Genomic DNA, 23,217 nt, shown 5'->3' on the forward strand with positions numbered 1-23,217 from the left:
GTTGGTACCCGTGTCCGTCCCATCGCACTCCGGCTCCCGCCCCACGCTGGAGGACGTGGCGGCGAAGGCCGGCGTCTCCCGCGCGACGGCGTCCCGCGTGCTCAACGCCTCGCCCCGGGTCAGCCCCGAGGCGCACGAGGCGGTGACGGCGGCGGTGCTGGCGCTGGGGTACCAGCCGAACCAGGCCGCGCGGGCGCTGGTGACCAGGCGGACCGGCGCGGTCGCGGTGGTGTTCTCCGAGCCCGAGCCGAAGATCTTCGACGACCCGCACTTCGCCTGGCTGATCCGGTCGGCGGCGCGGTCGCTGGCCGACGCCGACGCGCAGATGGTGCTGCTGCTCGTGCACTCGCCGGAGGACCTGGCGCGGGCCGAGCGGTTCCTGGCGGGCGGGCACGTGGACGGTGCGCTGATGTTCGCGCCGCACAAGGGCGACCAGTTGCCGTCGGTCGCGCGCAAGCTGCCGCTGCCGGTGGTCTACGCGGGCCGGCCGTGGGGTCCGCTGCGCGGGCTGCACCTGGTCGACCACGACAACGAGGGCGGCGGCGTGCTCGCCACCGAGCACCTGATCTCGTTGGGGCGCAAGCGGATCGTGTCGGTGACCGGACCGCTCGACGAGCACTCGGCGATGGACCGGCTGGCCGGCTGGCAGACCGCGACCAGGGCTGCGGAGCAGGACGTGGCCCGGCTGACCGAGGACGGCGGCTTCACCCGCGAGGGCGGCAAGCGCGCGATGGCGGCCCTGCTGGACCGGGTGCCGGACCTCGACGCGGTGTTCGTGGCCAGCGACCTGATGGCGGCGGGAGCCCTGGACGCGCTGCGCGAGGCCGGCCGACGGGTGCCGCAGGACGTGGCGGTGGTGGGCTTCGACGACCACCCGATGATCGCCCCGCACACCACGCCACCGCTGACCAGCGTCCGCCAGGACACCAGCAACCAGGTCAAGCACATGGTCACCCAGCTGCTGCGACTGCTCCGCGAAGAGCCGATCCGCGCCCGCCGCGAAGTCCTGCCGACCGTCCTGGTCCGCCGCGACTCCGCCTGACCACCCCAGCGACCACTGCGACCCGGACAGCCACGCGGCCCGCGTCCACGGCAACGCAGGCCGCACCCACGCAGGTCGTGCCGGCGGCGGTGTGCCGGCACGGACCGCGTGGGTTCAGTCGAGGCGGTAGCCGGCGGCGGGCACGGCGTTGTGGCGGATCACGTCGGCCAGGGTGTGGCCGCTGCGCTTCACGGTCCGCTCCTGCGTCGCGAAGTCGACGTGCACCACGCCGAACCGCTGCCCGTACCCCGCCGCCCACTCGAAGTTGTCCAGCAACGACCACGCGAAGTACCCGCGCACGTCCACCCCGCGCTCGATCGCCGTGTGCACCGCTCGCAGGTGGTCGACCAGGTACCGGGTCCGCTCCCCGTCGTCCACCCGCCCGCCGGCCACCACGTCCGGGAACGCCGAGCCGTTCTCGGTGATCACCAGCGGTACCGCCACGTCCCGCCCGAGCCGTTCCAGCAGTTCGGTGAACGCCCGCGCGTCGGCCTCCCAGCCGAACCCGGTCAACTCACCGCGCGGCGGCAGGAGCTCGACGCCGCGCAGCCCGGCGAACGGCCCGGCCGCGACGTGGTCGGGCGGCGCGGGCGCTACCCGGGTCGGGCTGTAATAGTTCACCCCCAGCCAGTCGACCGGGGTCGCCACGACCGCCAGGTCCCCGTCCCGGACCACCCGCTGCCAGTCGCCCAGCCACGCCGTCCCCGCCAGCACGTCCGCCGGGTAGCCTCTGCCCGCCAACGGGTCCAGGAAGATCCGGTGCTGCAAGCCGTCGACCCCGCGGGCGGCGAGCCGGTGGGGTTCGTCGTCCACGTCGACCCACATCGCGCTGAAGTTCAGCACGATCGAGAAGAGGTGGCCGGCGGGCGCGGCGGCACTCATCGCCCGCAACGCCAGGCCGTGCCCCAGCAACAGGTGGTGCGCGGCTTCCAGCGCCCCCTTGGGGTCTACGACGCCGGGCGCGTGGACACCGCTGCCGTAGCCCAGGAACGCCGAGCACCACGGCTCGTTCACCGTCGTCCACTGCCGCACGCGGTCACCCAGCCGGGCGTGCACGACGGCGGCGTAGTCGGCGAACCGGTAGGCGGTGTCCCGGTTGCGCCAGCCGCCGACGTCCTCCAGCGCCTGCGGCAGGTCCCAGTGGTAGAGGGTGGCCACCGGCTCGATTTCGTGCGCCAGCAGCTCGTCCACCAGGCGGTCGTAGAAGGCCAGGCCCCGGGACTCCACGCGGCCCACGCCGGTGGGTTGGATCCGGGGCCACGCCACGGAGAACCGGTAGGCACCCAGTCCCAGCCCGGACATCAGGGCGACGTCCCCGGCGTAGCGGCGGTAGTGGTCGCAGGCCGGTTCGCCGGTGTGGCCGCCGCGCACCCGGCCGGGGGTGGCGGCGAAGGTGTCCCAGATCGACGCCCCCCGACCGTCCACTGTGGTCGATCCCTCGATCTGGAACGACGCGGTCGCCGCTCCCCACACGAAGCCCGGCGGGAAGCCCAGCAGCCCCGTGTCGACGTCCGGTTCGGTAGCGGTCATCAGTTCACCCCTTCACGGCACCCGGTCCTGGCCGTCGCCCGGCCGAACGATGTCCTCATCCGTCCTCCCGACGCAGAATGAGAGCGCTCTCACTCTCGTGAGCGAGAGCCGTCACCGTCAAGCCGAGAGTGACCGGTCGACACCGTTCCGTGATTTCCAGCCGCCCGTCACTCACAGAGAGCAACAGGCCGCAACACACAGTGAACGACCCGCGAGAAAGGGCGGGGGTGGCTCGGCCCTCGCCCGAGCCACCCCGCACAGAGTTAGAGGGCGTCGGCACGCAGGTATGACGCGCGCGCCGAAAGATTCCTGTGAACCACGGCACACGAATGGCCCGTTCCGCCTCCTCAGTCGCGGAACGGGCCATCCGACCTCCGGCTACGCCTCGGCCATCCCCGCTACCACCGAGGTGCGCGCCGCCCGGCGGGCGGGCAGGGCGGCGGCCAGCACGGAGGCGATCACGGCGGCGCCGAGCATCGCGCCGATCTGCCCGAACGGCACGGTGAAGGCCAGCGAGAGCGCGTCGGTGGACACCGCGGTGGTGATCACCCAGCCGAACCCGACGCCCAGCACCAGCCCGATCGCCGCGCCCATCACGGCCATCAGCACCGACTCGACCACCAGCATCAGCCGCAGCTGGCCCTTGGTCAGCCCGAGCGCCCGCAGCAGCGCCGACTCCCGGGTCCGCTCCAGCACCGACAGCGTCAGCGTGTTCGCGATACCGAACAGCGCGATCACCACGGCCAGGCCGATCAGCGCCCAGATGAACGCCAGCACCTGGTCGAGCTGCTTGTTGAGCTGCGCCTTGGTCTCCGCGGCCGAGTCGATCGCGGCCAGCGGCGAGGCGTCGGTGACCTGCTCCACCGCCGCGCGGCCGTTGGCCACGTCGGGCTTGAGCTTGACCATGATGCTCTGGTAGCCGTCGGCCTTCGGGTCGAGCTTCGCGGAGGTCTCCAGCGTGACCACGCCGTCGCCCAGCCGCTGCCCGGACACCAGGGCCACGACCCTGAGCGTGCCGGAACCGTTGTCGGTCTTGATCGTCGTCGTGGCGCCGACCGCCAGGTTCTCCCGCTTGGCGTACTCGGACTCCAGCGCGATCGTGCCCTCGCCGAGGTCGGCCAGCGAACCGCTGTCCACCTTCGGCCGGAACAGGTCGCCGATCGACTGCTTCGAGACGCCGGTGAAGTACGCCTCCTGGCCGTAGACCGTGGTGGTGGGCGCGACCTTCGCGACCTCCGGCACCGCGGCCAGCTGCCCGGCCAGGTCCACCGGCAGCAGCCGGCTGGGCACCGAGGACGTCACCGTGTAGTCGGCGGGCATCCGCTCGTCCACCTGGGCGTTCGCGGTCTCCTTGGCGCTGTTGGCGACCACGGTCACCATCGCCACCACGGTCACGCCGATCATCAGCGCGGCGGTCGTCGCGGCGGTGCGCTTGGGGTTGCGCCCGGCGTTGGCGGAGGCCAGCTTGGCGGGCACCCCGAACAACGCCCGCGGCACCACGCCGAGCACCCGGTTGACCGGGCCGACCAGCAGCGGACCGAGCACCAGCACGGCACCCAGCAGCAGCATCGTGCCCCCGCCGCTGGTGATCATCGCGGGCATCTCGTCCTCGATCCGCATGCCCAGCGCGACCGCGCCGACGCCGCAGACGCCGAGCAGGACGGCGAACAGGACCCGCAGCTTGCCGGTGCGGGCGACCTCCTCGTGGCTGTCCAACTGATTGCGCAGCGCCGCGACCGGGGCGACCCGGGTGGCCTTGCGGGCGGGCAGCACCGCCGCCAGCACGGTGACCAGCACGCCGACGCCGAACGCGGCGAGCACCGTCGTCGCGGTCATCGGCAGCCGGACCTGCATGGCCGCCTCGCCGTCGCCGAACCCGCTGATCACCTTCTGCATCAGCGCGGACATGCCCAGCCCGCCGAACAGGCCGATCACCGACGCGATCAGGCCCATCGCGAACGCCTCGGCCAGCACGCCCCGGAACACCTGCTTGCGGCTCGCGCCGACGCAGCGCATCAGCGCCAGTTCGCGGGTCCGCTGCGCGACCAGGATGGTGAACGTGTTGTAGATGACCATGGAGGCGACCACGAGCGCGATCACCGCGAAGGCCATCAGGAACGTGGTGAACTCGGCGGCCTGCGAGCTGATCTGCTTCAGCGTCGCCTCGGTCAGCTCCTCGCCGGTCTGGGTGGTGTAGCCGGTGTCGCCGATCGCCTTGCGGACGTTGTCCGCGACCTGCTGCTGGGTGAACCCGTCGGCCCCGACGGCCACCACCTGGTAGGGCAGCCGGTCGCCGACGAACACCTGGAAACCGGCCTGGGACAGCACCAGGTGGTCCATGCCGGCCACCGAGACCTCGCCGACGCCCTGCTTGTAGGTGCCGACCAGGGTGTACTGGCGCTTCTGCTCGTCCTCGTCCAGCAGCGTCACCGGCTGCCCGATGGTCAGCTTCGCCGTGGACGCGGTGCGCACGTCCACCGCCACCTCGGTCGCGCTCGACGGGTAGCGGCCGTCGGCGAGGTCGTACTCGCGCAGCTCGTCGACCGTGCCCATCGGCACCGCGAACGCGGTCTTGGCCTTGCCGTTCGAGGCGACCAGCGGCACCGGGGCGTACTCGCGGGTGTCCGCGCCGGCCACGCCGGGCGTCTCGCGGATCTTCGCCAGGGTCTGCGGGGTGATGCCCTTGTTGTCACCGGAGGCCGTGACCGACAGGTCGACGTTGCGCGCGCTCTTGGCGAACTCGTCGCGCATCCCCTCGGTCATGGCGTCGCTGAGCACCAGCGTGCCGGTCACGAACGCCACGCCGAGCGCGATCGCCACCGAGGAGAGCACGAGGCGGGCGGTGCGGGCCCGCAGGCCCGCGATGATGGTGCGCAGCATCCAGGTCACGCACCCAGGTGCTTCAGCGCGGACAGCACGGAGTCGGCCGTCGGGTTGTCGATCTCGCCGGCGAGGTGGCCGTCGGCCATCAGCACCACGCGGTCGGCGTAGGAGGCGGCCACCGGGTCGTGCGTCACCATGATCACGGTCTGGCCGAGCTTGCGCACCGACATCCGCAGGAAGTCCAGCACCTCCGCGCCGGAGCGCGAGTCGAGGTTGCCGGTCGGCTCGTCGGCGAAGACCACGTCCGGCTTGGCGACCAGCGCCCGCGCGCAGGCCACCCGCTGCTGCTGGCCGCCGGAGAGCTCGGTCGGCTTGTGCCTGAGCCGGTCGCGCAGCCCCAGCACGTCCACGATGGTGTCGAACCACTGCCGGTCGGGCTTGCGGCCCGCCAGTTCCAGGCCGAGCAGGATGTTGGCCTCGGCGCTCAGCGTGGGCAGCAGGTTGAACGCCTGGAACACGAACCCGATCCGGTCCCGGCGCAGCTTGGTGAGGTCCTTGTCGCCCAGCGAGGTGATCTCGGTGCCGCCGATCTGCACCGCGCCGCCGTCGACGTTGTCGAGGCCGGCCAGGCAGTGCATCATCGTGGACTTGCCGGAGCCGGAGGGCCCCATGATCGCGGTGAACTTCCCGGCCTCGAACGCGACGCTGACGCCGTCCAGTGCCCGGACGGCGGTGTCGCCCTTGCCGTAGACCTTCACCAGGTTCGCGGCAGCCACGGCAGTGCGGGTTCCGACCTCGGACACCAGTGCGGACATGCTCCCTCATTCCCTCTGCTCAAGCGGACAGGGGAAACGTATGGGCGGGCCGCGTACACGGTCGTCACCTCCGCGGCGGAACCCGTCGTCCGCCTGCGGGATGACCCGGCCTAGTCCCCTGGGCTGGGAACACCGGCCGACCGGGCGGGATCGGTCCCGTCGGTCGCGACCGGGCCGCGAGGTCGTCACCGAAGCGCTGGACCAGTCGGAAGACGGTGCGGTGGTCGTCGGTGGACCCGGCCGGGTCGCGCTCGTCGGCGACGCCGCGCGACCCCCGTCGTTCCGGACCGGGCCGAGCGGTCCGCCGGCCGGGCGTCACGCCTGGTCCAGCAGCCCCCGGTCGAAGGCGATCGCCACGGCCTCCGCGCGTCGGCTCGCGCCGAGCTTGGCCATGATCCGGGTCAGGTGCACGCTGACCGTCTTCTCCGAGATGAACAGCTCCTCGCCGACCTCGCGGTTGGTCCGCCCCAGCGCGACCAGTGCGAGCACCGAGCGCTCGCGCGGCGTGAACGGGTCTACCTGGGTGCGCGCCGTCTCGGCGTGCAGCGCCACCCGGGCCCGCCGGGCCACCAGGTGCACGGCGTCGCGCAGCGGCGCGGCCCCCAGGCGGTCGGCCACCTCGTCGGCCAGCCGCAGCTCGGCCACCGCGTCGTCGCGCCGCTCGGCGGACAGCAGCGCCTCGGCCAGCCGCCACCGGCACACCGCCTGCTCGAACACCGAGCCGAAGTCGAACTCGTCGACCGCCACCCGCCACAGGTCGGCGTCCGACGAGCCGCGCAGCCGGCCCTCCTCGGCCGCCACCCGGGCCAGCCACGCCCGGCCCTCCGGCCCCAGCGACCCGGTGCGCGGCGAGCCCATCTCGGCCGTGGTGCGGGCGTAGTCGGCCAGGTCGCGCCCGGCCGCCACCGCCGCCTCCTCGCCCTCCTTGTCCCGGCGCCGCCGGGCGCGGGCGGCGATCTCGGCGTACCCCGCCACGCCGAGCGCCGCCAGCCGGATGCCCGCCAGGGCCCAGTCCCCGCCCTCCCGGCGGGACCACGCGATCGCGTCCGCGACCCGGTCGACGGCCAGTTCCGGCTGCCCGCGCCACAGCGCCAGCTCCGCACCCGTGCCGCCGGTGATCAGCGCGATCTGGAGGTCCCGGTGCCAGTCCGCGCGCAGCTCGCCGATCAGCCGCTCGGCCTGCTCGAACTCGCCGCGGCTGACCAGCACGTGGGTGCCGGACGCGGCCAGCCGAGCGGACACCGTGCTGGACACCCGCAGGCCGGGCGGCTCGGCGGCGACCGCCGCGCCCTCCCACTCGCCGACGTAGTACCTGGTCAGCACCTGGAGGATGCGCAGCTCCAAGCCGTAGGAACTCCACGACAGCCCGGTTTCCTTGGCCCGCGCCATGCCCTCGTCGAACACCCGGGCCGCGTCGGCCAGCTCGCCCAGGTCGTAGTGGTGCAGCCCGAGGAAGTACCGGGCGCGCAGCTCGGTGTTGACCGCGTCGACCTCCGTCGCGAACGCCACGGCCTCTTCCAGGTGCGCCCGCGCCGACGCCACGTCCGCCGCCGCCTCGTCCAGCAGGCCCAGCGTGGCCAGCGCGTCGGCCACCGCCGCGTCCGCACCGGACTCGCGCCCGTCGCGCACCGCGTCCTGCGCCCGCTCCCGCGCCTCGGCGTACTCGCGGTCCTGCCGCAGCAGCGCCGCCCACACCGCCAGCACCCACGCCCGGGAGGGGCTGGCCGGCCGGTCGCGGACCAGCTTCCACGCCTCCTCGATGGCGACGAACTTCTCCGCCTCGGTGCCGTCGATCACCTGCAACGCCTGGGCGAACCGCCGCCACATCTCGGCGGCCTCCTCCGGCGCCTCCGCGTCGACCAGCGCGGTCCCGCTGCGGGCGAACGCGATGGCCCGCTCCGGCTGCCCGGCGGTGCCCGCCACCCACGACGCGCGGCGCAGCAGCAGCAGCTCGGTCACGCCCGCCGGGCGGTCCGCCGCCGGCACCGCCTGCCACACCTTCAGCGCCTGCTCCAGGTGCCGCAGCGCCTCGGCGGGCGCGCCGGCGGCCTGGGCCTCCTGCGCGGCGTCCACCGACGCGCGCAGCGCGCGGGCCAGGTCGTGGCTCTCCAGCGAGTGGTGCGCGAGCGCCGCGGCCGACCCCCGGTCGGACTGGTCGGCGATCCGCGAGGCGTACGCGGCGTGCAGCCGCACCCGTTCGCCCGGCAGCAGGTCGCCGTAGACGGCCTCGCGCAGCAGCGCGTGCCGGAAGGTGAAGATCTCGGTGCCGTTGACCACCAGGACGTGGTGCTGCACGGCTTCGCGCAGCGCGGCGTCCAGCGCGGCGTCGTCCATGTCGGCCACGTGCCGCAGCAGGTCGTGGCGCACCGAGCGGCCGCCGACCGACGCGACCCGCACCACGTGCTGCGCCGGCGGCGAGAGCCGCTCGATCCGCGCCAGCAGCACCTCGGCCAGCGTCCACGGGATGCCGGAGCCGCAGGTCGCGACCGCGATCAGCTCCTCGGCGAAGAACGGGTTGCCGTCCGAGCGCTCGGCGACCTCCAGCACGAGGTCGTCGGGCAGGTCGTCGGACAGCGCCGCCACGAACGAGCGCGCGTCGATCGCGCTGAACGGCGTCAGGTCCAGCCGCTGCACGGCCGGCAGCCGCACCAGCTCGGTGAGCAGGGGGCGCAGCGGGTGGCTGCGGTGCAGGTCGTCCGAGCGGTAGGAGCTCACGATCAGCAGCCGTTGCGCGCGCAGCCGGGACAGCAGGAAGGACAGCAGGTAGCGGGTGGACGCGTCGGCCCAGTGCAGGTCCTCCAGGACCAGCAGCACCGGCCGGGACTCGGCCAGCTCGCCGAGGAGGCCGTGCACCGCGTCGAACAGCTGCAACTGGCCGACGTCCTGCTCCGGGCGGCGGCCGACCAGGTGCGAGGGCAGGCCGGACAGCCCGCTGTCCTGCGAGGCGGGCAGCGACAGCTCGGGCAGCAGCCGGCCCAGCGCCGGCCGGGCCTCGACGTCGAGCAGACCGGCCTCCCGCACCTGCCCCAGGACTTCGGTGAAGGGCAGGTAGGGGAGGCCGGTCTCACCGACGTCCAGACATCGGCCGGTCAGCACCAGGGCGTCCGCGGCGGCGGCCAGCTCCTCCACCAGCCGCGTCTTGCCCACGCCGGCGTCGCCGGCCAGCAGGACCGCGCCCGCCTTGCCGCGGGCGGCCTCGTCGAGGGCGGCGCGCAGCCTGGTCATCTCCCGGCTACGCGCCACCAAGGGGATTCCGGTACCAAGGCGTGCCACGGGTGGCATGTTCGCACACCTCAGGCAGCGTCGCGGTGACCATTTCGGGGAAGCGGGACCTCGGGACCCGTCCGGTGGCCCAACCGCCGCCACCACGAGCGCTTCGGTGCCGCCGACTGCCGGGCCACGCGGGCGTGTGCCGCGTCGGCGCGCAGGGCCGCCTGCCGGTAGTCGACTTCCGCCTTGATGGCCTCGGGCGTCCACTCCATGACGACTCGTCTCCTTGTTCCGCGTTCGTTCTCGCTGACAAGGAGAAGAGTCGTCCTGAGGCACCGGTCCGGGCATCGGGTGTTCACGTGGGTTCCGGGCCTGGTCCCCTTACCCGCCGCCGTAAGGGGTGGCAGACGGCGGGTAAGGGATGCCTCAGGCGGGCCTCAGCAGGCCCCCAGGTCGCTCCAGACGCCCCACTGGCCGGTGCTCCCGGGCTCTTCGCCCTGGGTCCACCACTTGGCCTGCCACTTCTTGCCGTTGTGGGAGACCTGGTTGCCGCCGTTGTAGACCTTGGCGCGGTCCCAGGCGGCGATGGTGCAGGTGTTGGGGTTGGTCGTCGTCGTCGTCGTGGTCGTGGTGGTCGACGTCGACGTGGAGGTCGGCGTGGTGTCGCCGCCACGCGGGAAGTCCGACGCGATCGCGTAGGTCGTCCCGCCGAAGGTGATCTTGAAGTTGGACGGCGACGCGATCGGGAGCTGGTAGCTCAGCGCCACGTCCACCGACGCGCCCGGAGCCAGCGACTGCCAGGACGGCAGGCTCAGCTCGACGTGCTGGAAGTCACCCTTGAGACCGCCCACGTTCGGTCCGGTGTGGCCCTTCTGGGTCACCCGCAGGCCGAAGCCGGACTGGTCGGACATGGTGCCCGGCGCGCTGGTCCCGTAGTCGAACTCGATCTTGGTGCCACCGGGGAGGGTGGCGGTCGAGTTGTTGGTGATCTTCAGCTTCGGGTTGATCGGGTAGTTGTTGTCGCCCAGCGCGAACCCGGAGACCGTCGCGGACACGTTGATCACCTGGGTGGGGGGCGTCCCGTTGGCCTTCTGAGCGCCGTAGGGGGCCGCGCCGCGCAGACCGTCGTTGAGCTTGGTCAGCAGGGTGTCGCCGATGGTGTACTGGTTCTTGGCGGTGTCGAACTTGTAGTCACCGGCCAGCTCCCAGATCATCACGCCGCCGAGGCCCTTGTCCGCCACCCACTTCGCCTTGGCGGCGATGGACTGCTCGTCCTCGGTGGACAGGAACACCTTCTTGTCGGCGTTCCACAGCCACGGGGCGGCCATCGTGCTGTCGTAGTAGCGCGCGTAGGTGCCCGAGATCCGGTCGGTCGGGTCGTTCTTCGGGTCCAGGCCGTACTGCTCCAGGTAGTCCGGCGTGATCTCGTTCTCGAGGTTCTTGGCGTGCCACATGGGGTTCGCGCCCGCGGGCACCTCGCCGGACTTGTCCAGGTCGTGCCACAGGTTGTCGATGCCGATCGCGCCCGAGCCGCACGGGGTGGTGGACCCGACGTTGCCGCCGGTGCCGGGCGGGCACTTCTTCTGGTCGGCCAGCGGTGCCTTGCCCCACAAGCCGTTCGTGCCGCCGGTGACGTTGTTCCAGCCGCGGGTGTAGAACGGCACGCCGACGTTGATCCGGCCGGCCTGCATCGCGCCGCGGAAGTAGTGGTACGCCCAGTCCGCGTTCAGGTAACCGGTGCCGTCGTACGCGCCGTAGACACCGCCCGCCGCGAGCTCGCCGTCCTTGCCGTCGTCGAACAGGGCGGCGTTCGGGCCGACGAAGTGGTTCCACGCGCCGTGCAGGTCGTAGGTCATCATGTTGACGTAGTCCAGGTAGCGGGTGACCTGGTACGCCTCCTGGCCGCGCAGCAGCCAGCCCGAGGCGGGCACGGCGGCGGTCAGCATGTAGTGCTTGCCGTCGGCCGCGGAAGCCCGGTCGAGCTTCTCCCGCAGCGTCTTCATCAGGGCGTCGTAGCCCTTCCACAGGGTGGCGCGGTTGGCGTCGGAGATCCAGTAGTCGTCCGGGTTGCCCGCGTACTTGTTGGAGGTGGCGTACTCGTAGTCGATGTCGACGCCGTTGAAGCCGTACTTGCGGATGAAGTCGACCGCGGAGTCGGAGAAGGTGTCGATCGACGCCTGCGACTGCGCCATCTTGTAGAAGCCGCCGGACGCGTTGCGGCTGCCGTCGGGGTTCAGGAACCCGCCGGTCTCCGCCCAGCCGCCCACCGAGATGAGCGTCTTCACGTTCGGGTACTGCTTCTTGTACTTGTTGAGCAGGTTGAAGTGACCCTTGTAGGGCAGGCTCGGGTCGAGGTCGACGCCCGGCCAGGTCATGCCGGTGGAGGCGTTGTCCGGGCTGTCCGGGCCGACCGAGACCTTGTTGGCGGCGTCGATGTGGGCGAACGCGTAGTTGAGGTGCGTTACCTTGGTCCAGGGGATGTCCGAGGCGAGGTACGCGGGGGCGCCGTTCTTGCCGGTGCGCCAACTCGTGAAGTAGCCGATCACCCGGCGCGACTTGTCGCCGCCGAGGGTCTCGCGACCGTTGGTGTCGTAGACCGAGCAGTAGGGGACGGAGACGCCGGGAGTCTGGTAGAGGCCGTCAGGGCGGCACTCCTCACCACCCGCGGCGCTCGACGTGGACGGGGACACGACAGCGATGACGAGTCCCGCCGCTGTGGCGAGCAACGCCATCAGCGGCATCAGCCTTCTGGACACTAGCCGTACCTCCATGCACCAGGCGGCGGCCTCGACGCAGAGTGGAGCGAACGAAACGTAAATAGGTCCAGACCTTTCTGTCAATAGGTCCAGACCACTCAACCGATCAGGCCGCCCGACAACGGCCGTGGAGAGCGCTCTCCACGCCTGAATCCCCTGCCCACCACACGAATCGCCCGCACCTGAACGGCCCAGCCCACCCCCAACGGCCCACACCGACCGGCGATCCAGCCCACCCACTGGACCTCGCCGGGCCCGCCGGCGCACGCCGGCCCACCCCGCTCGCGAGGGGAAGACGACGCGGCGGACAACGGCCTCGGGCGGAACCCGGGAACACCCCGCTTCGTGCGGGAGACCGCGTAGTGGTCAGCGGGCGGCCCTGGCCGGGTCAGCCCATCGACGTCGACCGCGCCCGCGCCAATCGCGCCCGCACGGCGTCCGCTTCCGGGGAGTTCAGCTCCGTGAACAACGCCAGCGCCCGCTGCCAGTGCGCGATCGCCCCCGCCATTCGCTGACGGTCGAACACCGATGCCAACCGGTCATGGGCCAGTGCCTGGTGGTACGGGCTCATCGCGGCCGACGCCACCGACAGCGCGGTCCGGGCCGACGCCACCGCTTCCGACAGCTCCCCCGATTCCAGCAGCACCGCCGCCAGGTCGGTGTGGCAGGTCGACTCCCCGCACTGCTCACCGACTTCCTGGTAGATCCGCACCGCCGCGCGCAGCCACGTCTTCGCGTCCTCGTACCGCCGCATCGCCAGGTACAGCGGCCCGAGGTTGTGGTGGGCCGCCGCCTCCGCCCACCGCGACCCGGCGGCCCGGCTGACCTCCAGCGCCTCGCGGTAGAACTTCTCGGCTTCCTCCATCCGCCCCAACGTTTGCAGCATGTCCGCGACCGTGGTCAACGCCCGCGCCTGCGCGTTGACGTCCCCGCCGGCCCGCGCGACCTCCAGCGCCTCGCGCATCCGCACCAGCGCCTCGTCCCACCGGTCGAACTGGGCCAGCGCCACCCCCAGGTTGAACAGCGTCACGAACCGCGCCTCGGGGTCGCCCAACGACGTCGCCGCGCGCATCGCCAGCTCCGTGGACCGCAGCCAGGTCGCCCGGTCGGTCCGCAGCCAGAAGAACCGGGACAGCGTGTACGGCAGCTGCCACGCGTGCACCAGCCACGCCCGTTCGGTCCCCTCGCCCGCCAGCTCCGCCGCCGCGATCAGGTTGCCCTGCTCGGCGTCCAGCCACGCGGTGGCGTCGCCCGCGCCGGTCAGCTTCGGCACCTCCTCGGGGACCAGCTCCGGCGCGACCCGGACGCTGCCCCGCCCGACCGGCAGCAGGCCGTCGGCCAGGTCCGCGCAGTGCAGGTAGAAGTCCAGCATCCGGCTGGTCGCCTCGTGCTGCTCGTCGGGCCCCAGCTCACCGGCCAGCGTCCGGGTGTAGACCCGCACCAGGTCGTGCGCCCCGTACCGGCCGGGCTCGCCGACCGACAGCAGGTTCGCCGCCGTCAACGCGTCCAGCGCGCGCTGCGCCTCGGACACCCGGACCTTCGCCATCGCCGCGACCACGTACGCCGTCACGTCCGCCCCGGGGTGCAGCCCGAGCAGCGCCAGCAACCGCGCGGGCAACGGCGACAGCGCGCGCCGGGACGCGTCCAGCGCCGCCCTCACGGTGGAATCCTCGTCCTCCAGGCCCAGCGCGGCCAGCCGGCCGTGCTCGTCGTCCAGCTCCGCCACCAGTTCGGCCACCCGCAGCGACGGCGACACGGCGAGCCGGGCGGCGGCGATCCGCAGCGCCAGCGGCAGCCCGTCGCACAGCACGGCCAGCCGCCGCATCGCGCCGACCTCGGAGCCGTCGCGCCCGGCGACCCGGCCCAGCACCTCGACGGCCGCGTCGGTGTCGAGCATGTCCAGCTCGACCATCCGCGCCTCGGCGTGCGCGACCAGCCCGACCAGCCGCCGCCGCGAGGTCACCACCACGCACGACGGCGAACCGGGCAGCAGCGGCATCAGCTCGGTCGAGCCGCGCGCGTTGTCCAGCATCACCACCATCCGCCGGTCCGCGACCAGCGTCCGGAACAGCGCCGAGCGCTCCTCCACGGTCACCGGGATGTCGCCGGAGGGCACGCCGAGCGTGCGCAGGAACCGGTTGAGCACCTCGCCCGCGCCCAGCGGCTCCTGGTTGGGGTCGTAGCCGTGCAGGTCGACGTAGAGCTGGCCGTCGGCGAAGTCCTCGCGCACCCGGTGCGCCCAGTGCAGGGCCAGCGCGGTCTTGCCGACGCCGGCGGCCCCGGTGACCACCAGCACCAGCCCGCCGGACGGCGACGCGTCGAGCAGGCCGTCCAGCCGCGCCACCTCGGTGTCCCGGCCGATCAGCGCGACCGGCGCGCGGGGCAGCTGGGCCGGGGTGGTCGGCAGGGCGGGCTCGGGCGGCGGCACCGGGATCGCGATGGGGCGGGTGGGCCGTTCGGGCTCGGGGTCCTCCCCGGCCAGCACGGCCTGCTGGAGCCGGCGCAGCTCGGGGCCGGGCTCGACGCCCAGCTCCTCGATCAGCACCTGCCGGGCCTGCCGGTACACGCCCAGCGCCTCGGCCTGCCGGCCCGCCTGGCACAGCGCGCGCATCAGCAGGCCGTGCCCGCGTTCGCGCAGCGGGTGCTCGCCGACCAGCGCGGTCAGCGTCTGCACCAGTTCCGCGCCACGCCCGATCAGCAGCAGCAACTCGGCCCGCTCCTCCAGCACGGCCAGCCGCCGTTCGGCCAGCCGGCCGCGCTCCACCTCGGCGAACAGCCCGGCCACGCCGCCCAGCGGCTCGCCGCGCCACAGCGCCAGCGCCTCGTCCAGCGCGCCGGCCGCGGACTCCAGGTCGCCGGCGGACCTCAGCCGGGCGGCGGCGACCACGCCGCGCTCGAACGCGTCGAGATCGACGGCGGTCGGGTCCAGCCGCAGCAGGTAGCCGTCGCCCACGGAGGTGAGCAGCTCGGCGGGCGCGCGGCGGGCCCGGCTGGGTTCCAGGGCGCGCCGCAGGCCCGCCACGTAGGTCTGCACCAGGTTGACGGCGCTGCTGGGGGTCGCGTCACCCCAGACCGCCTCGATGATGTGGCCCCGGCTGACCGGGGTGTTGCGGGCGAGCAGCAGCACCGCGAGCACCGCGCGCTGCTTGGCGGCACCGAGATCGACCTCCCGGTCGCCGCGCCGCACCCGGAGAAGGCCGAGCACCTCGAACCGCAAGGGCTCCCCGCCGTCGTACTCCACCGACCGATTCCTTCGCCGAAGGGCATTGGCCAACCGAAACTACCCGATCCGTCGACGGAGCCGGCGAGATCACTCCAGTGCGGCTCCAGTCGCGCTGTAGCCGCATTCTTACGCTAAGCGTGTCCGACCAACCACACAGGGCGAACCCCGGTGGGGGAGGTTGGACCAAGCGGCGGAACTCCCGCTGCTCCCTGATCGACGAGGGCGGGCCGGCGTGCAAGGGGCATCCAGCCCGCGGCGGCGGAACGCCGGCCCGCCCTCGTCCCCAGCTCCACGGAGAAGGGCCATCCGGTAGGGGATGGCCTTTCTCTTTGCCCTCCCCCTGTCGAAGGGGCCGTGTTCGGGACCCGAACCCCCGAACACGGCCCCTTCGGCTGTGCGCGCCCAAGGGGTCGCGGCGCGCACGGCGGCGACGCGCCGCGGTCGGGCGGCGCGCTCAGACGACCTCTTCGACCGGCTTCTCGACCACGGCGGCAGCGGCGGCGTTCTTCTTGCGGCGGCGCAGGAAGACCACCAGGCCGACGATCACCGCGACGCCCATCACGCCCCACATCGCCCCGTTGAACACCGACTCGATGTACTTCGCCGACGCCCCGGCGGCCGAGCCGATCCCGATGTGCAGGGCCGACCAGCACACCGCGCCCGCGATCGACGCGGGCAGGAACCGCCGGTACTCCAGCTTCGACGCGCCGGCCGACGCGGGCACCAGGGTCCGCACCACGGGCATGAACCGGGCCACGAACACCGCCCACGCGCCACGCCGCCGCAGCAGGTCGCCCGCGTTGTCCCAGTGGTGCTGGCCGAGCTTGCGGACCACCTTGCTCTCCCGCATCCGGTCGCCGAACCGGCGGCCGAGGAAGTAGCCGATGCTGTCGCCCGCGACCGCGCACACCGACACGACCAGCCACATGACCAGGAACCGCGGCACGGAGGTGACCGTGGTGGCCGCCAGCAGCAGCGCGCTCTCCCCCGGCGCGATGAAGCCCACGCCGATCGTGCACTCCGCCAGCGTCAGCCCGCCGGTCACCGCCAGCACCGCGGGCTGCGGCAGACCGGCCAGCCCTTCCAGCGCGTCGGTCAGCAACGCCATGTCGTTTCCCCCAGGTAAGCATCGAGGCCGCGCCGGACCGGGCGGCTGTCCGAAGTCCGACCGCGCGGACGCGGTCGGCGACGAGCACGGCGGCCGGCACCGGGCCGGGCGTCACCGTGGTCGTGCGGGATGGTGCCACCGGCTCCGGCGTGCCCGGCGCGCAGGCCAGGTTCACCGGGTTGCCGGAGTGTGAGCGGCGGGCGAAGGCCGCGCCGGACGTCGCCCGGGTGACCACCGCGCCGACCCCCGCCGGGCGCGCCGACCACCGGTTCGGCGGACCGCACGTACGCCGCGCCGGCCGTCCCGTCCAGGTCCTGTGTCACCCGTCACCACCACCTTCCGGCGAAGAGTTCACCGGAAAGTGCGACCCGCGCGCATCGGACCGAGGTCTCACCGACGTCAGACCTTGGTCGTACCGGGGACCGGCGAAAGTCGGGGGCGAGCCCCGATGGACCCGCCCCCGGTAGGTCGGCTAGCCGGCCGCGCCCCTCTCGGGGTCGGGTCCGGGGACCCGCTCAGCGCTCGTCGTAAGCGCCCGCTTTCGCGTGTCCGAGGAATCGGCCCCACTGCGTGGCCCCGAAGTCCAGTGCACCGCCGGACCGGTTCTTGGAATCGCGCACGGCCGCGCCCGAACGGATCAGCGCGATCTCCACGCAGTCCGGTCCGGAGGCGGACGAACGCCTGCTCTTGCGCCACTGCTGCGGCATGGGCTGTTCACTCCCCGTCGGCGAGAAGTTCGCGCGCTACCCGCTCTATCAGCGCCGCCGAAGCGGTCGGGTCCAGGGACGCCGCGGCCAGTCGGGCGAACATGTCGGAATACCTGGCGACGTCGGACGGCTGTTCCAAGTAGACGTCACCACGCGCGCTTTCGAGGTATACCAGGTCCGCATCGGACTGCTCGGCGAAGCTCAGGAGAACAAACGGGCCGTCCATCGCGGCATGACCACCACGGGTGAATGGCGTCACCTGAACAGTGACATTGTCCAGCTTTCCGACTTCGCGCAGTCGCCGCAATTGGCCACGCATCACCTCGGTACCGCCCACCCGGCGGTGCAGCGCGGCCTCGTCGACCACCACGTGCAGGGCGAGCGGGTCCTGCTCGACCAGCAGCGCCTGCCGCGCGGTGCGCAGCCGGACCCGGCGGTCCACCTCGTCCGGCGGCGCGTCGGGCAGCACGTCGGCGATCAGCGCCCGGGTGTAGCCCTCGTGCTGGAGCAGGCCGGGGATCATCAGGCCCTGGTAGGTGCGCACCGACTCGGCGTCGGCCTCGAAGCCGACGTACCGGCTGGGCACCAGGTCGCCGAACTCGTCCCACCACGCCTTGCGCCGGGCCTCCCGGGCGAGCTGGACCAGTTCTGCCAGCGTCCGCTCGTCCGCGCCGTACGCGGCGAGCATGTCCCGGACGTCGCGCGGGGTCACCCCGACCCGGCCGGTCTCGATCCGGCTGATCTTGGACGCCGAGCACTCCAGCCGCTCGCCGACCTCCTCGATCGTGAGTTCGGCGGCTTCCCGCAGTCGGCGCAGTTCGCCGACGAGCCGGCGCTTGCGCAGCGTCGGACTGGTGCCGCGAGGCATCGACACTCCTCGGTGTTCGGGTTTCCCGACAGAGTCTGTTGGTCCGTGCCGGTGGAGCAAAGAGCCGTCATCCATTCGTGTACTGCAACTTGCAGTCGGCCGGTGGACGGTCGCAGGCTGCTGGGGCACAACCGGGACACGCCCGCCGCCGAGATCCGCCGAAGGGAGCGCTGGAGATGGCCGTCACGGTCTTCAGCCAGCTCGACAAATCGCTCCACGAACACCTGGCGACGCTGGTCCGCCTGGCCTCGGCGGGCGACGACGAGACCGCGGTGGAACTCGCCCGCTCCGAGCTGCCCCGGCTGGTCGCCGCGCTCAGGGCGCTGCTGGCGGAGCACTCGCCCGACGAGCACGGCCGGTGCCCGACCTGCCGCAGCAGCCGCTGGAGCCGCCGGCTGCCGGCGCCGTGCCGGGCGTACCTGGGCACGCAGCTCGCGCTGACCGTGGCGGCGGAATCTCCCGGCCGGCGCAAGCACCTGCGCAGCGCGGTGTAGCCGGGCCCCACAGACGAGCGGGCACCCCCCGCTCCGCGCCGGGCGGCGCCTCCCCCCGATGATCGAGCCCCCTCGCCGCCCGACCGCAGCCGCGGCGGAACCGACCCCGCACCCCCGACCGGGGCCGGTTCCGCCGCGGACCCGCACCAGGACCGACCGGCCGCGGCCCGCTCAGGCGCGCACCGGCTCCAGGCCGTCGCGCTCCGGGTCGACCAGGTAGACCCGGGCCGCCGAGATGTCGAAGTACATCCCCACCAGCCGCAGCGAGCCGGCCGCCACCGCCTCCCGCACGCTCGGGTACGCGAGCAGGTTGTCCAGCTGCTGGGCGACGTTGGCCACCGCCAGCCGCTCCACCACCGGCAGGTCGGGGGCGCCCGGGGTGTGGAACCTGATCAGGCTCGACTCCGCCGCGCGCAGCCACGACCACAGCTGCGACCCGGGCCGCGCCGACCCGGTGACCAGGGCCTTCATCGCGCCGCAGTCGGAGTGCCCGCAGACCGCGATGGTCGCCACGGCGAGCACCTCCACCGCGTACTCGATCGCCGCGCCCACCGAGTCGTCGCCCTCGACCGGGACCAGGTTGCCGATGTTGCGCACGCAGAACAGGTCCCCCGGCCCGCTGGTGGTGATCAGGTTCGGCACCACCCGCGAGTCCGCGCAGGTGATGAACAGCTGGCGCGGGCGCTGGCCGCGCACGGCGAGCTCGGCCAGGAACGGCCGGACCAGCGGCGCGGCCGAGCGCTCGAACTCGTGCATGCCGCGGATCATCGGGTCGGCGTCCTCGCGCGGCCGGGGCAGCGTCACGTTCCGCCGGCGCTGCCAGTGCGACCACGGCGCGAACCAGCGGGGCAGCGGCGACAGCGGGGTCTTGCTCAGCGCCGGGATGCCGCGGGTGGCCTTGGAGAACCACGTGTCGTGCACCTCGTCGACCTCGACCTGCCCGCCCAGCCGGACGTACCCGGTCCGCCAGTCGTCGATCGCCTCGAACGCGCCGTGGTCCAGGAAGTCGATGTGCAGCTCCAGCACCACCCGCCGGCCCAGCGGGATCGCCCGCAGGTCGCGCACCAGCCGGCCGACGCCCAGGAACACCAGCGAACCGCGGATCACCACCCGCCAGCCGTCCGGCTCCTCGGCGACCCGCACCGTGCTGTGGGTCAGCCGGCACAGCGACCGCAGCGCCGCCGCCGCGACGCCGAGCAGCACGCCCTCGACCAGGCCCAGCGCCACCACGCCCAGCGCGGTGACCGCGTAGGCGGTGAACTCGCCGTGCCGCCAGAGGGTCCTCATCCGGCGCGCGCTCACCAGCCGCACCCCCACCACGAGCAGCACCCCGGCCAGCGCGGCCAGCGGGATCAGCTCCAGCAGCGAGCCCAGGGCCAGCACGAACACCGCGATCCACACGCCGTGCAGCACGGCCGACGCCCGCGTCCGCGCCCCGGCGGCCACGTTGGTCGACCCGCGCGCGATGCCGCCGTTGACCGGCAGCCCGCCGAGCGCCCCGGCGACCGTGTTGGCGATGCCCTGCGCGACCAGCTCGCGGTCCAGGTCGGCGCGCGGGCCGTCGTGCAGCTTGTCCACGGCCACCGCGGACAGCAGGGACTCGACGGCCGTCACCACGGCCACGGTCAGCACGGCGAACGCGATGCCCAGGACCGTCCCCTCGGGCATCCGCGGCAGCACGATCGAGCTCAGCGAACCCGACGGCAGGTCGACCCGGGCCACCGCCAGCCCGCTGCCCGCCAGCGTCGCGACCAGCACCGCGGCCAGCGGTGCGGGGACGTAGGACGAGCGCGGCACGCGCGGCCACAGCAGCATCACCGCCACGGCGACCATGCCGACCAGCAGCGCGCCGAAGTCGACGGGGCCGACCAACCGCCCCAGGTTGGTGAACACGGTCGCGCCGGGCATCCCGCCCAGCACGACCACGAGCTGGCCGACGGCGATGGTCACGCCGATGCCCGCCAGCAGGCCGTGCACCACGGCGGGCGAGAGCGACAGCGCGACCCGGCCGACCTTGGCCAGCCCCGCCAGCACCTGCACCAGGCCGGCCCCGACGGTGATCATCGCGGTGGCCGCCCAGCCGTACTGGGCGACGATCCCGCCCAGGATCAGCACCATGCCCGCGGCGGGCCCGCTGATCAACAGCGGCGCGCCGCCCAGCGCGCCGACCACGACGCCGCCGACGGCCGCCGAGATGAGCCCGGCCAGCAGCGGCGCGCCGGCCGCGGCGGCGAAGCCCAGCGACAGCGGGACGGCGATCAGGAACACCACGATCGAGGCGGGCAGGTCGAAGCGCAGCACCGCGGCCAGGCCGCCCGGGGGCCCGGCCGTGGTGTGCTCGCCGGCGTGGGACTTGTTGGGGCGCGGGCGGTTCATCGGCATTCCCTTCACTGGCCGTGGCCGGGCCACGGTGTCTGCTCGTGCCATGGGGGCATCGCCCCCACGTCGTGCGGCGCGGGGTGCGGGGTTGTGGGTGCGACGGTGCGGCGGGTGCGGGTCGGGGCTAGCGCCCTAAGGGCAGCAGGCGGCGCGGCCTGGAGGCATCGAGTCCCGGCTCGGCCTCGGCGCGGTGGTGTGGGGTCGCCACGGTGGCACCTCCGTGTCGGCACAGGGGACGTGTCGGCACAGCCCGCGTCGCAGAGCTCGCGTCCCCTCCATGATGAGGGGGATGTGGCGCGTCTGACAGCGGTTCCACCCGGTCGTGTTGATCTTTCCCCCGAACGTCACCCCAGGTGACGACGTCAGCGACCGGCCGCCGCGCAGACCCGGTGAACGGCGAGCGCGCCGCAACCCGATCCGATGAACGCGGCGGCTACCTGGCCGGCCGCGCCGAGCTCGGGGACCGCGCCGGACCACTCGGCGGCCGGCAGCGGGCAGCCCACCAGGAGCGCCGACCACGGCCCGCGCAGCACTACGAGGGCCGGCGGATGACCGCGCCGGCGGCGGTGAAGGCCACGTCGGTGACGCCCAGGTCGGTGACGTGGGGCAGGTCGGTGACGTGGGGCAGTTCGGCGGAGTGCGCGCCGGCGGCGGTCACGGCTGCGCCGACCTCCCGTCGGCGAAGACGAAACCGGATGGGCGGGGCGAACCCCGCCACGGCGAGCAGGCAGCCCGCAGTGACGGGGTCGCGGCGGAAGTGGTCACGCACCCGCCCGTGATCGGGCCGGACCGCTCAGGCGTCCACCTGGGACCGGTCACCCGACCAGCGGGTGTGGAAGCTGCCCGGCCGGTCGGTGCGGCGGTAGGTGTGCGCGCCGAAGAAGTCCCGCAGGCCCTGGATCAGCGACGCGGGCAGCCGCTCCGAGCGCAGCCCGTCGTAGTAGGCCAGCGCGGAGACGAAGCCCGGCGCGGGCACGCCCGCCGCCACGGCCTTGACCACGACCCGCCGCCAGGCCGCCTCGGCGTTCGCCACCGCGTCCCGGAAGTAGTCGTCCACCAGCAGCGAGGCCAGGTCGCCGTCCTTGTCGTAGGCCTCCCGGATGCGGTCGAGGAACCGGGCCCGGATGATGCAGCCGCCGCGCCAGATCGTCGCCATCGCGCCCAGGTCGAGGTCCCAGCCGTACTCGGCGCCCGCCGCCCGCATCTGGTCGAAGCCCTGCGCGTAGGCGACCACCTTGGACGCGTACAGCGCCTGCCGCACGTCCTCGACCAGCGAGTCGTCCGGCGCGGGGGTCACCTCGGACGCGCCGAGCGCGGCCCGCACGGCGGTGCGCTGGTCGACCCGGCCGGACAGCGAGCGGGCGAACACCGCCTCGGCGATGCCGGTCACCGGGACGCCCAGCTCCAGCGCCTCCTGCACGGTCCAGCGGCCGGTGCCCTTCTGCTCGGCCTCGTCGGCGATCACGTCGACCAGCGCCGCGCCGGTCTCCGGGTCGGTGTGGCCGAGCACCTCGGCGGTGATCTCGACCAGGTAGGACTCCAGGTCGCCGGAGTTCCAGCCGCGGAACACCTCGGCGATCTGCGCGGGGGTCTGGCCGCCGACCCGGTGCAGCAGGTCGTAGGCCTCGGCGATGAGCTGCATGTCGGCGTACTCGATGCCGTTGTGCACCATCTTCACGAAGTGCCCGGCACCGTCCGGTCCGACGTGGACGCAGCACGGCACACCGTCCACCTTGGCCGAGATGGCCTCCAGCACGGGCCCGAGGTGCGCGTAGGACTCGGCCGACCCGCCGGGCATGATCGACGGCCCGTTGAGCGCGCCCTCCTCGCCGCCGGAGATGCCGGTGCCGACGAAGTGCAGGCCCGCCTCGCGCAGCGCGGCCTCGCGGCGGCGGGTGTCGGCGTAGTGCGCGTTGCCGCCGTCGATCACCATGTCGCCGGCTTCGAGCAGCGGCACCAGGTCGTCGATCACGGCGTCGGTGGGCGCGCCGGCCTTGACCATGATGATGATCTGGCGCGGGGTCTGCAGGCTCGCGACGAGTTCTTCGAGGGTCTCGGCGGGCACGAAGTCGCCCTCGTGGCCGTGCTCCTCGACCAGTGCCCTGGTGCGGGCGGAACTGCGGTTGTGGACGGCTACGCGGAAGCCGTGCCGGGCGAGGTTGCGCGCCAGGTTGCTGCCCATGACGGCGAGCCCGGTGACGGCGATCCGCGCGGGTGCCTCGGAGGTGGTCATCTCCACAGCCTGCCCAACTCCGGCCGGGT

Annotated in this window: 15 protein-coding genes; 2 read left to right on the top strand and 13 right to left on the bottom strand. The window is 73.2% G+C overall.

Annotated elements, in window-relative coordinates; all coding sequences use genetic code 11:
* Positions 1-10 precede the first annotated feature (10 nt).
* Entirely contained in the window at positions 11-1,042 is a 1,032-nt protein-coding gene (locus BN6_RS32800; RefSeq protein WP_015104149.1) for a LacI family DNA-binding transcriptional regulator, read from the top strand.
* A gap of 114 nt (positions 1,043-1,156) precedes the next feature.
* Here BN6_RS32800 and BN6_RS32805 read toward each other — a convergent pair whose 3' ends face one another.
* The 10 genes from BN6_RS32805 to BN6_RS32845 all read right to left on the bottom strand — a co-directional run bounded on the left by BN6_RS32805 (position 1,157) and on the right by BN6_RS32845 (position 18,082).
* Positions 1,157-2,572: a GH1 family beta-glucosidase gene (locus BN6_RS32805; RefSeq protein ID WP_015104150.1), complete on the bottom strand. Its 1,416-nt coding sequence runs from the start codon at positions 2,570-2,572 to the stop codon at positions 1,157-1,159.
* 378 nt (positions 2,573-2,950) lie between these two features.
* A complete protein-coding gene (locus BN6_RS32810; protein WP_015104152.1) occupies positions 2,951-5,452 on the bottom strand; it encodes an ABC transporter permease in 2,502 nt (833 codons plus the stop codon).
* Between the two features lie 5 nt (positions 5,453-5,457).
* On the bottom strand, positions 5,458-6,210 hold the full coding sequence (locus BN6_RS32815) for an ABC transporter ATP-binding protein (protein WP_015104153.1): 753 nt from the start codon (positions 6,208-6,210) through the stop codon (positions 5,458-5,460).
* 315 nt (positions 6,211-6,525) lie between these two features.
* The gene (locus BN6_RS32820; protein ID WP_015104154.1) at positions 6,526-9,492 is read right to left on the bottom strand and encodes a helix-turn-helix transcriptional regulator; all 2,967 of its coding nucleotides are present in this window, start codon (positions 9,490-9,492) and stop codon (positions 6,526-6,528) included.
* An 11-nt stretch (positions 9,493-9,503) separates the two neighbouring features.
* The gene (locus BN6_RS46190) at positions 9,504-9,692 is read right to left on the bottom strand and encodes a hypothetical protein (protein ID WP_148303114.1); all 189 of its coding nucleotides are present in this window, start codon (positions 9,690-9,692) and stop codon (positions 9,504-9,506) included.
* Positions 9,693-9,857: 165 nt separating this feature from the next.
* Complete coding sequence (locus BN6_RS32825; protein ID WP_231905459.1) at positions 9,858-12,161, bottom strand: chitinase C-terminal domain-containing protein; 2,304 nt, start codon at positions 12,159-12,161, stop codon at positions 9,858-9,860.
* 403 nt (positions 12,162-12,564) lie between these two features.
* Positions 12,565-15,417 (bottom strand): AfsR/SARP family transcriptional regulator, encoded by a 2,853-nt coding sequence (locus BN6_RS32830; protein ID WP_231904815.1) that lies wholly within the window; start codon positions 15,415-15,417, stop codon positions 12,565-12,567.
* 436 nt (positions 15,418-15,853) lie between these two features.
* Positions 15,854-16,507, bottom strand: coding sequence for a DedA family protein (locus BN6_RS32835; RefSeq protein WP_015104157.1), 654 nt, complete (start codon positions 16,505-16,507; stop codon positions 15,854-15,856).
* 515 nt (positions 16,508-17,022) lie between these two features.
* Positions 17,023-17,214, bottom strand: a complete 192-nt coding sequence (locus BN6_RS32840; protein ID WP_015104158.1) for a DUF397 domain-containing protein — start codon at positions 17,212-17,214, stop codon at positions 17,023-17,025.
* Positions 17,215-17,221: 7 nt separating this feature from the next.
* Complete coding sequence (locus tag BN6_RS32845; protein ID WP_015104159.1) at positions 17,222-18,082, bottom strand: helix-turn-helix domain-containing protein; 861 nt, start codon at positions 18,080-18,082, stop codon at positions 17,222-17,224.
* A gap of 176 nt (positions 18,083-18,258) precedes the next feature.
* Between BN6_RS32845 and BN6_RS32850 the strand changes: the two genes are divergently transcribed.
* Positions 18,259-18,576, top strand: coding sequence for a hypothetical protein (locus tag BN6_RS32850; RefSeq protein ID WP_015104160.1), 318 nt, complete (start codon positions 18,259-18,261; stop codon positions 18,574-18,576).
* 171 nt (positions 18,577-18,747) lie between these two features.
* On the opposite strand, the gene BN6_RS32855 is transcribed toward BN6_RS32850, so the two are convergent.
* The 3 genes from BN6_RS32855 to gndA form a co-directional block, all read right to left on the bottom strand.
* Entirely contained in the window at positions 18,748-20,952 is a 2,205-nt protein-coding gene (locus BN6_RS32855) for a SulP family inorganic anion transporter (RefSeq protein ID WP_015104161.1), read from the bottom strand.
* A gap of 535 nt (positions 20,953-21,487) precedes the next feature.
* Positions 21,488-21,724: a hypothetical protein gene (locus BN6_RS46195; RefSeq protein ID WP_148303115.1), complete on the bottom strand. Its 237-nt coding sequence runs from the start codon at positions 21,722-21,724 to the stop codon at positions 21,488-21,490.
* Positions 21,725-21,748: 24 nt separating this feature from the next.
* Positions 21,749-23,188, bottom strand: a complete 1,440-nt coding sequence (gndA, locus tag BN6_RS32860; RefSeq protein ID WP_015104163.1) for an NADP-dependent phosphogluconate dehydrogenase — start codon at positions 23,186-23,188, stop codon at positions 21,749-21,751.
* Between the last annotated feature and the right edge of the window lie 29 nt (positions 23,189-23,217).

The sequence above is a fragment of the Saccharothrix espanaensis DSM 44229 genome (genome assembly GCF_000328705.1).
Classification (GTDB): Bacteria; Actinomycetota; Actinomycetes; order Mycobacteriales; family Pseudonocardiaceae; genus Actinosynnema; species Actinosynnema espanaense.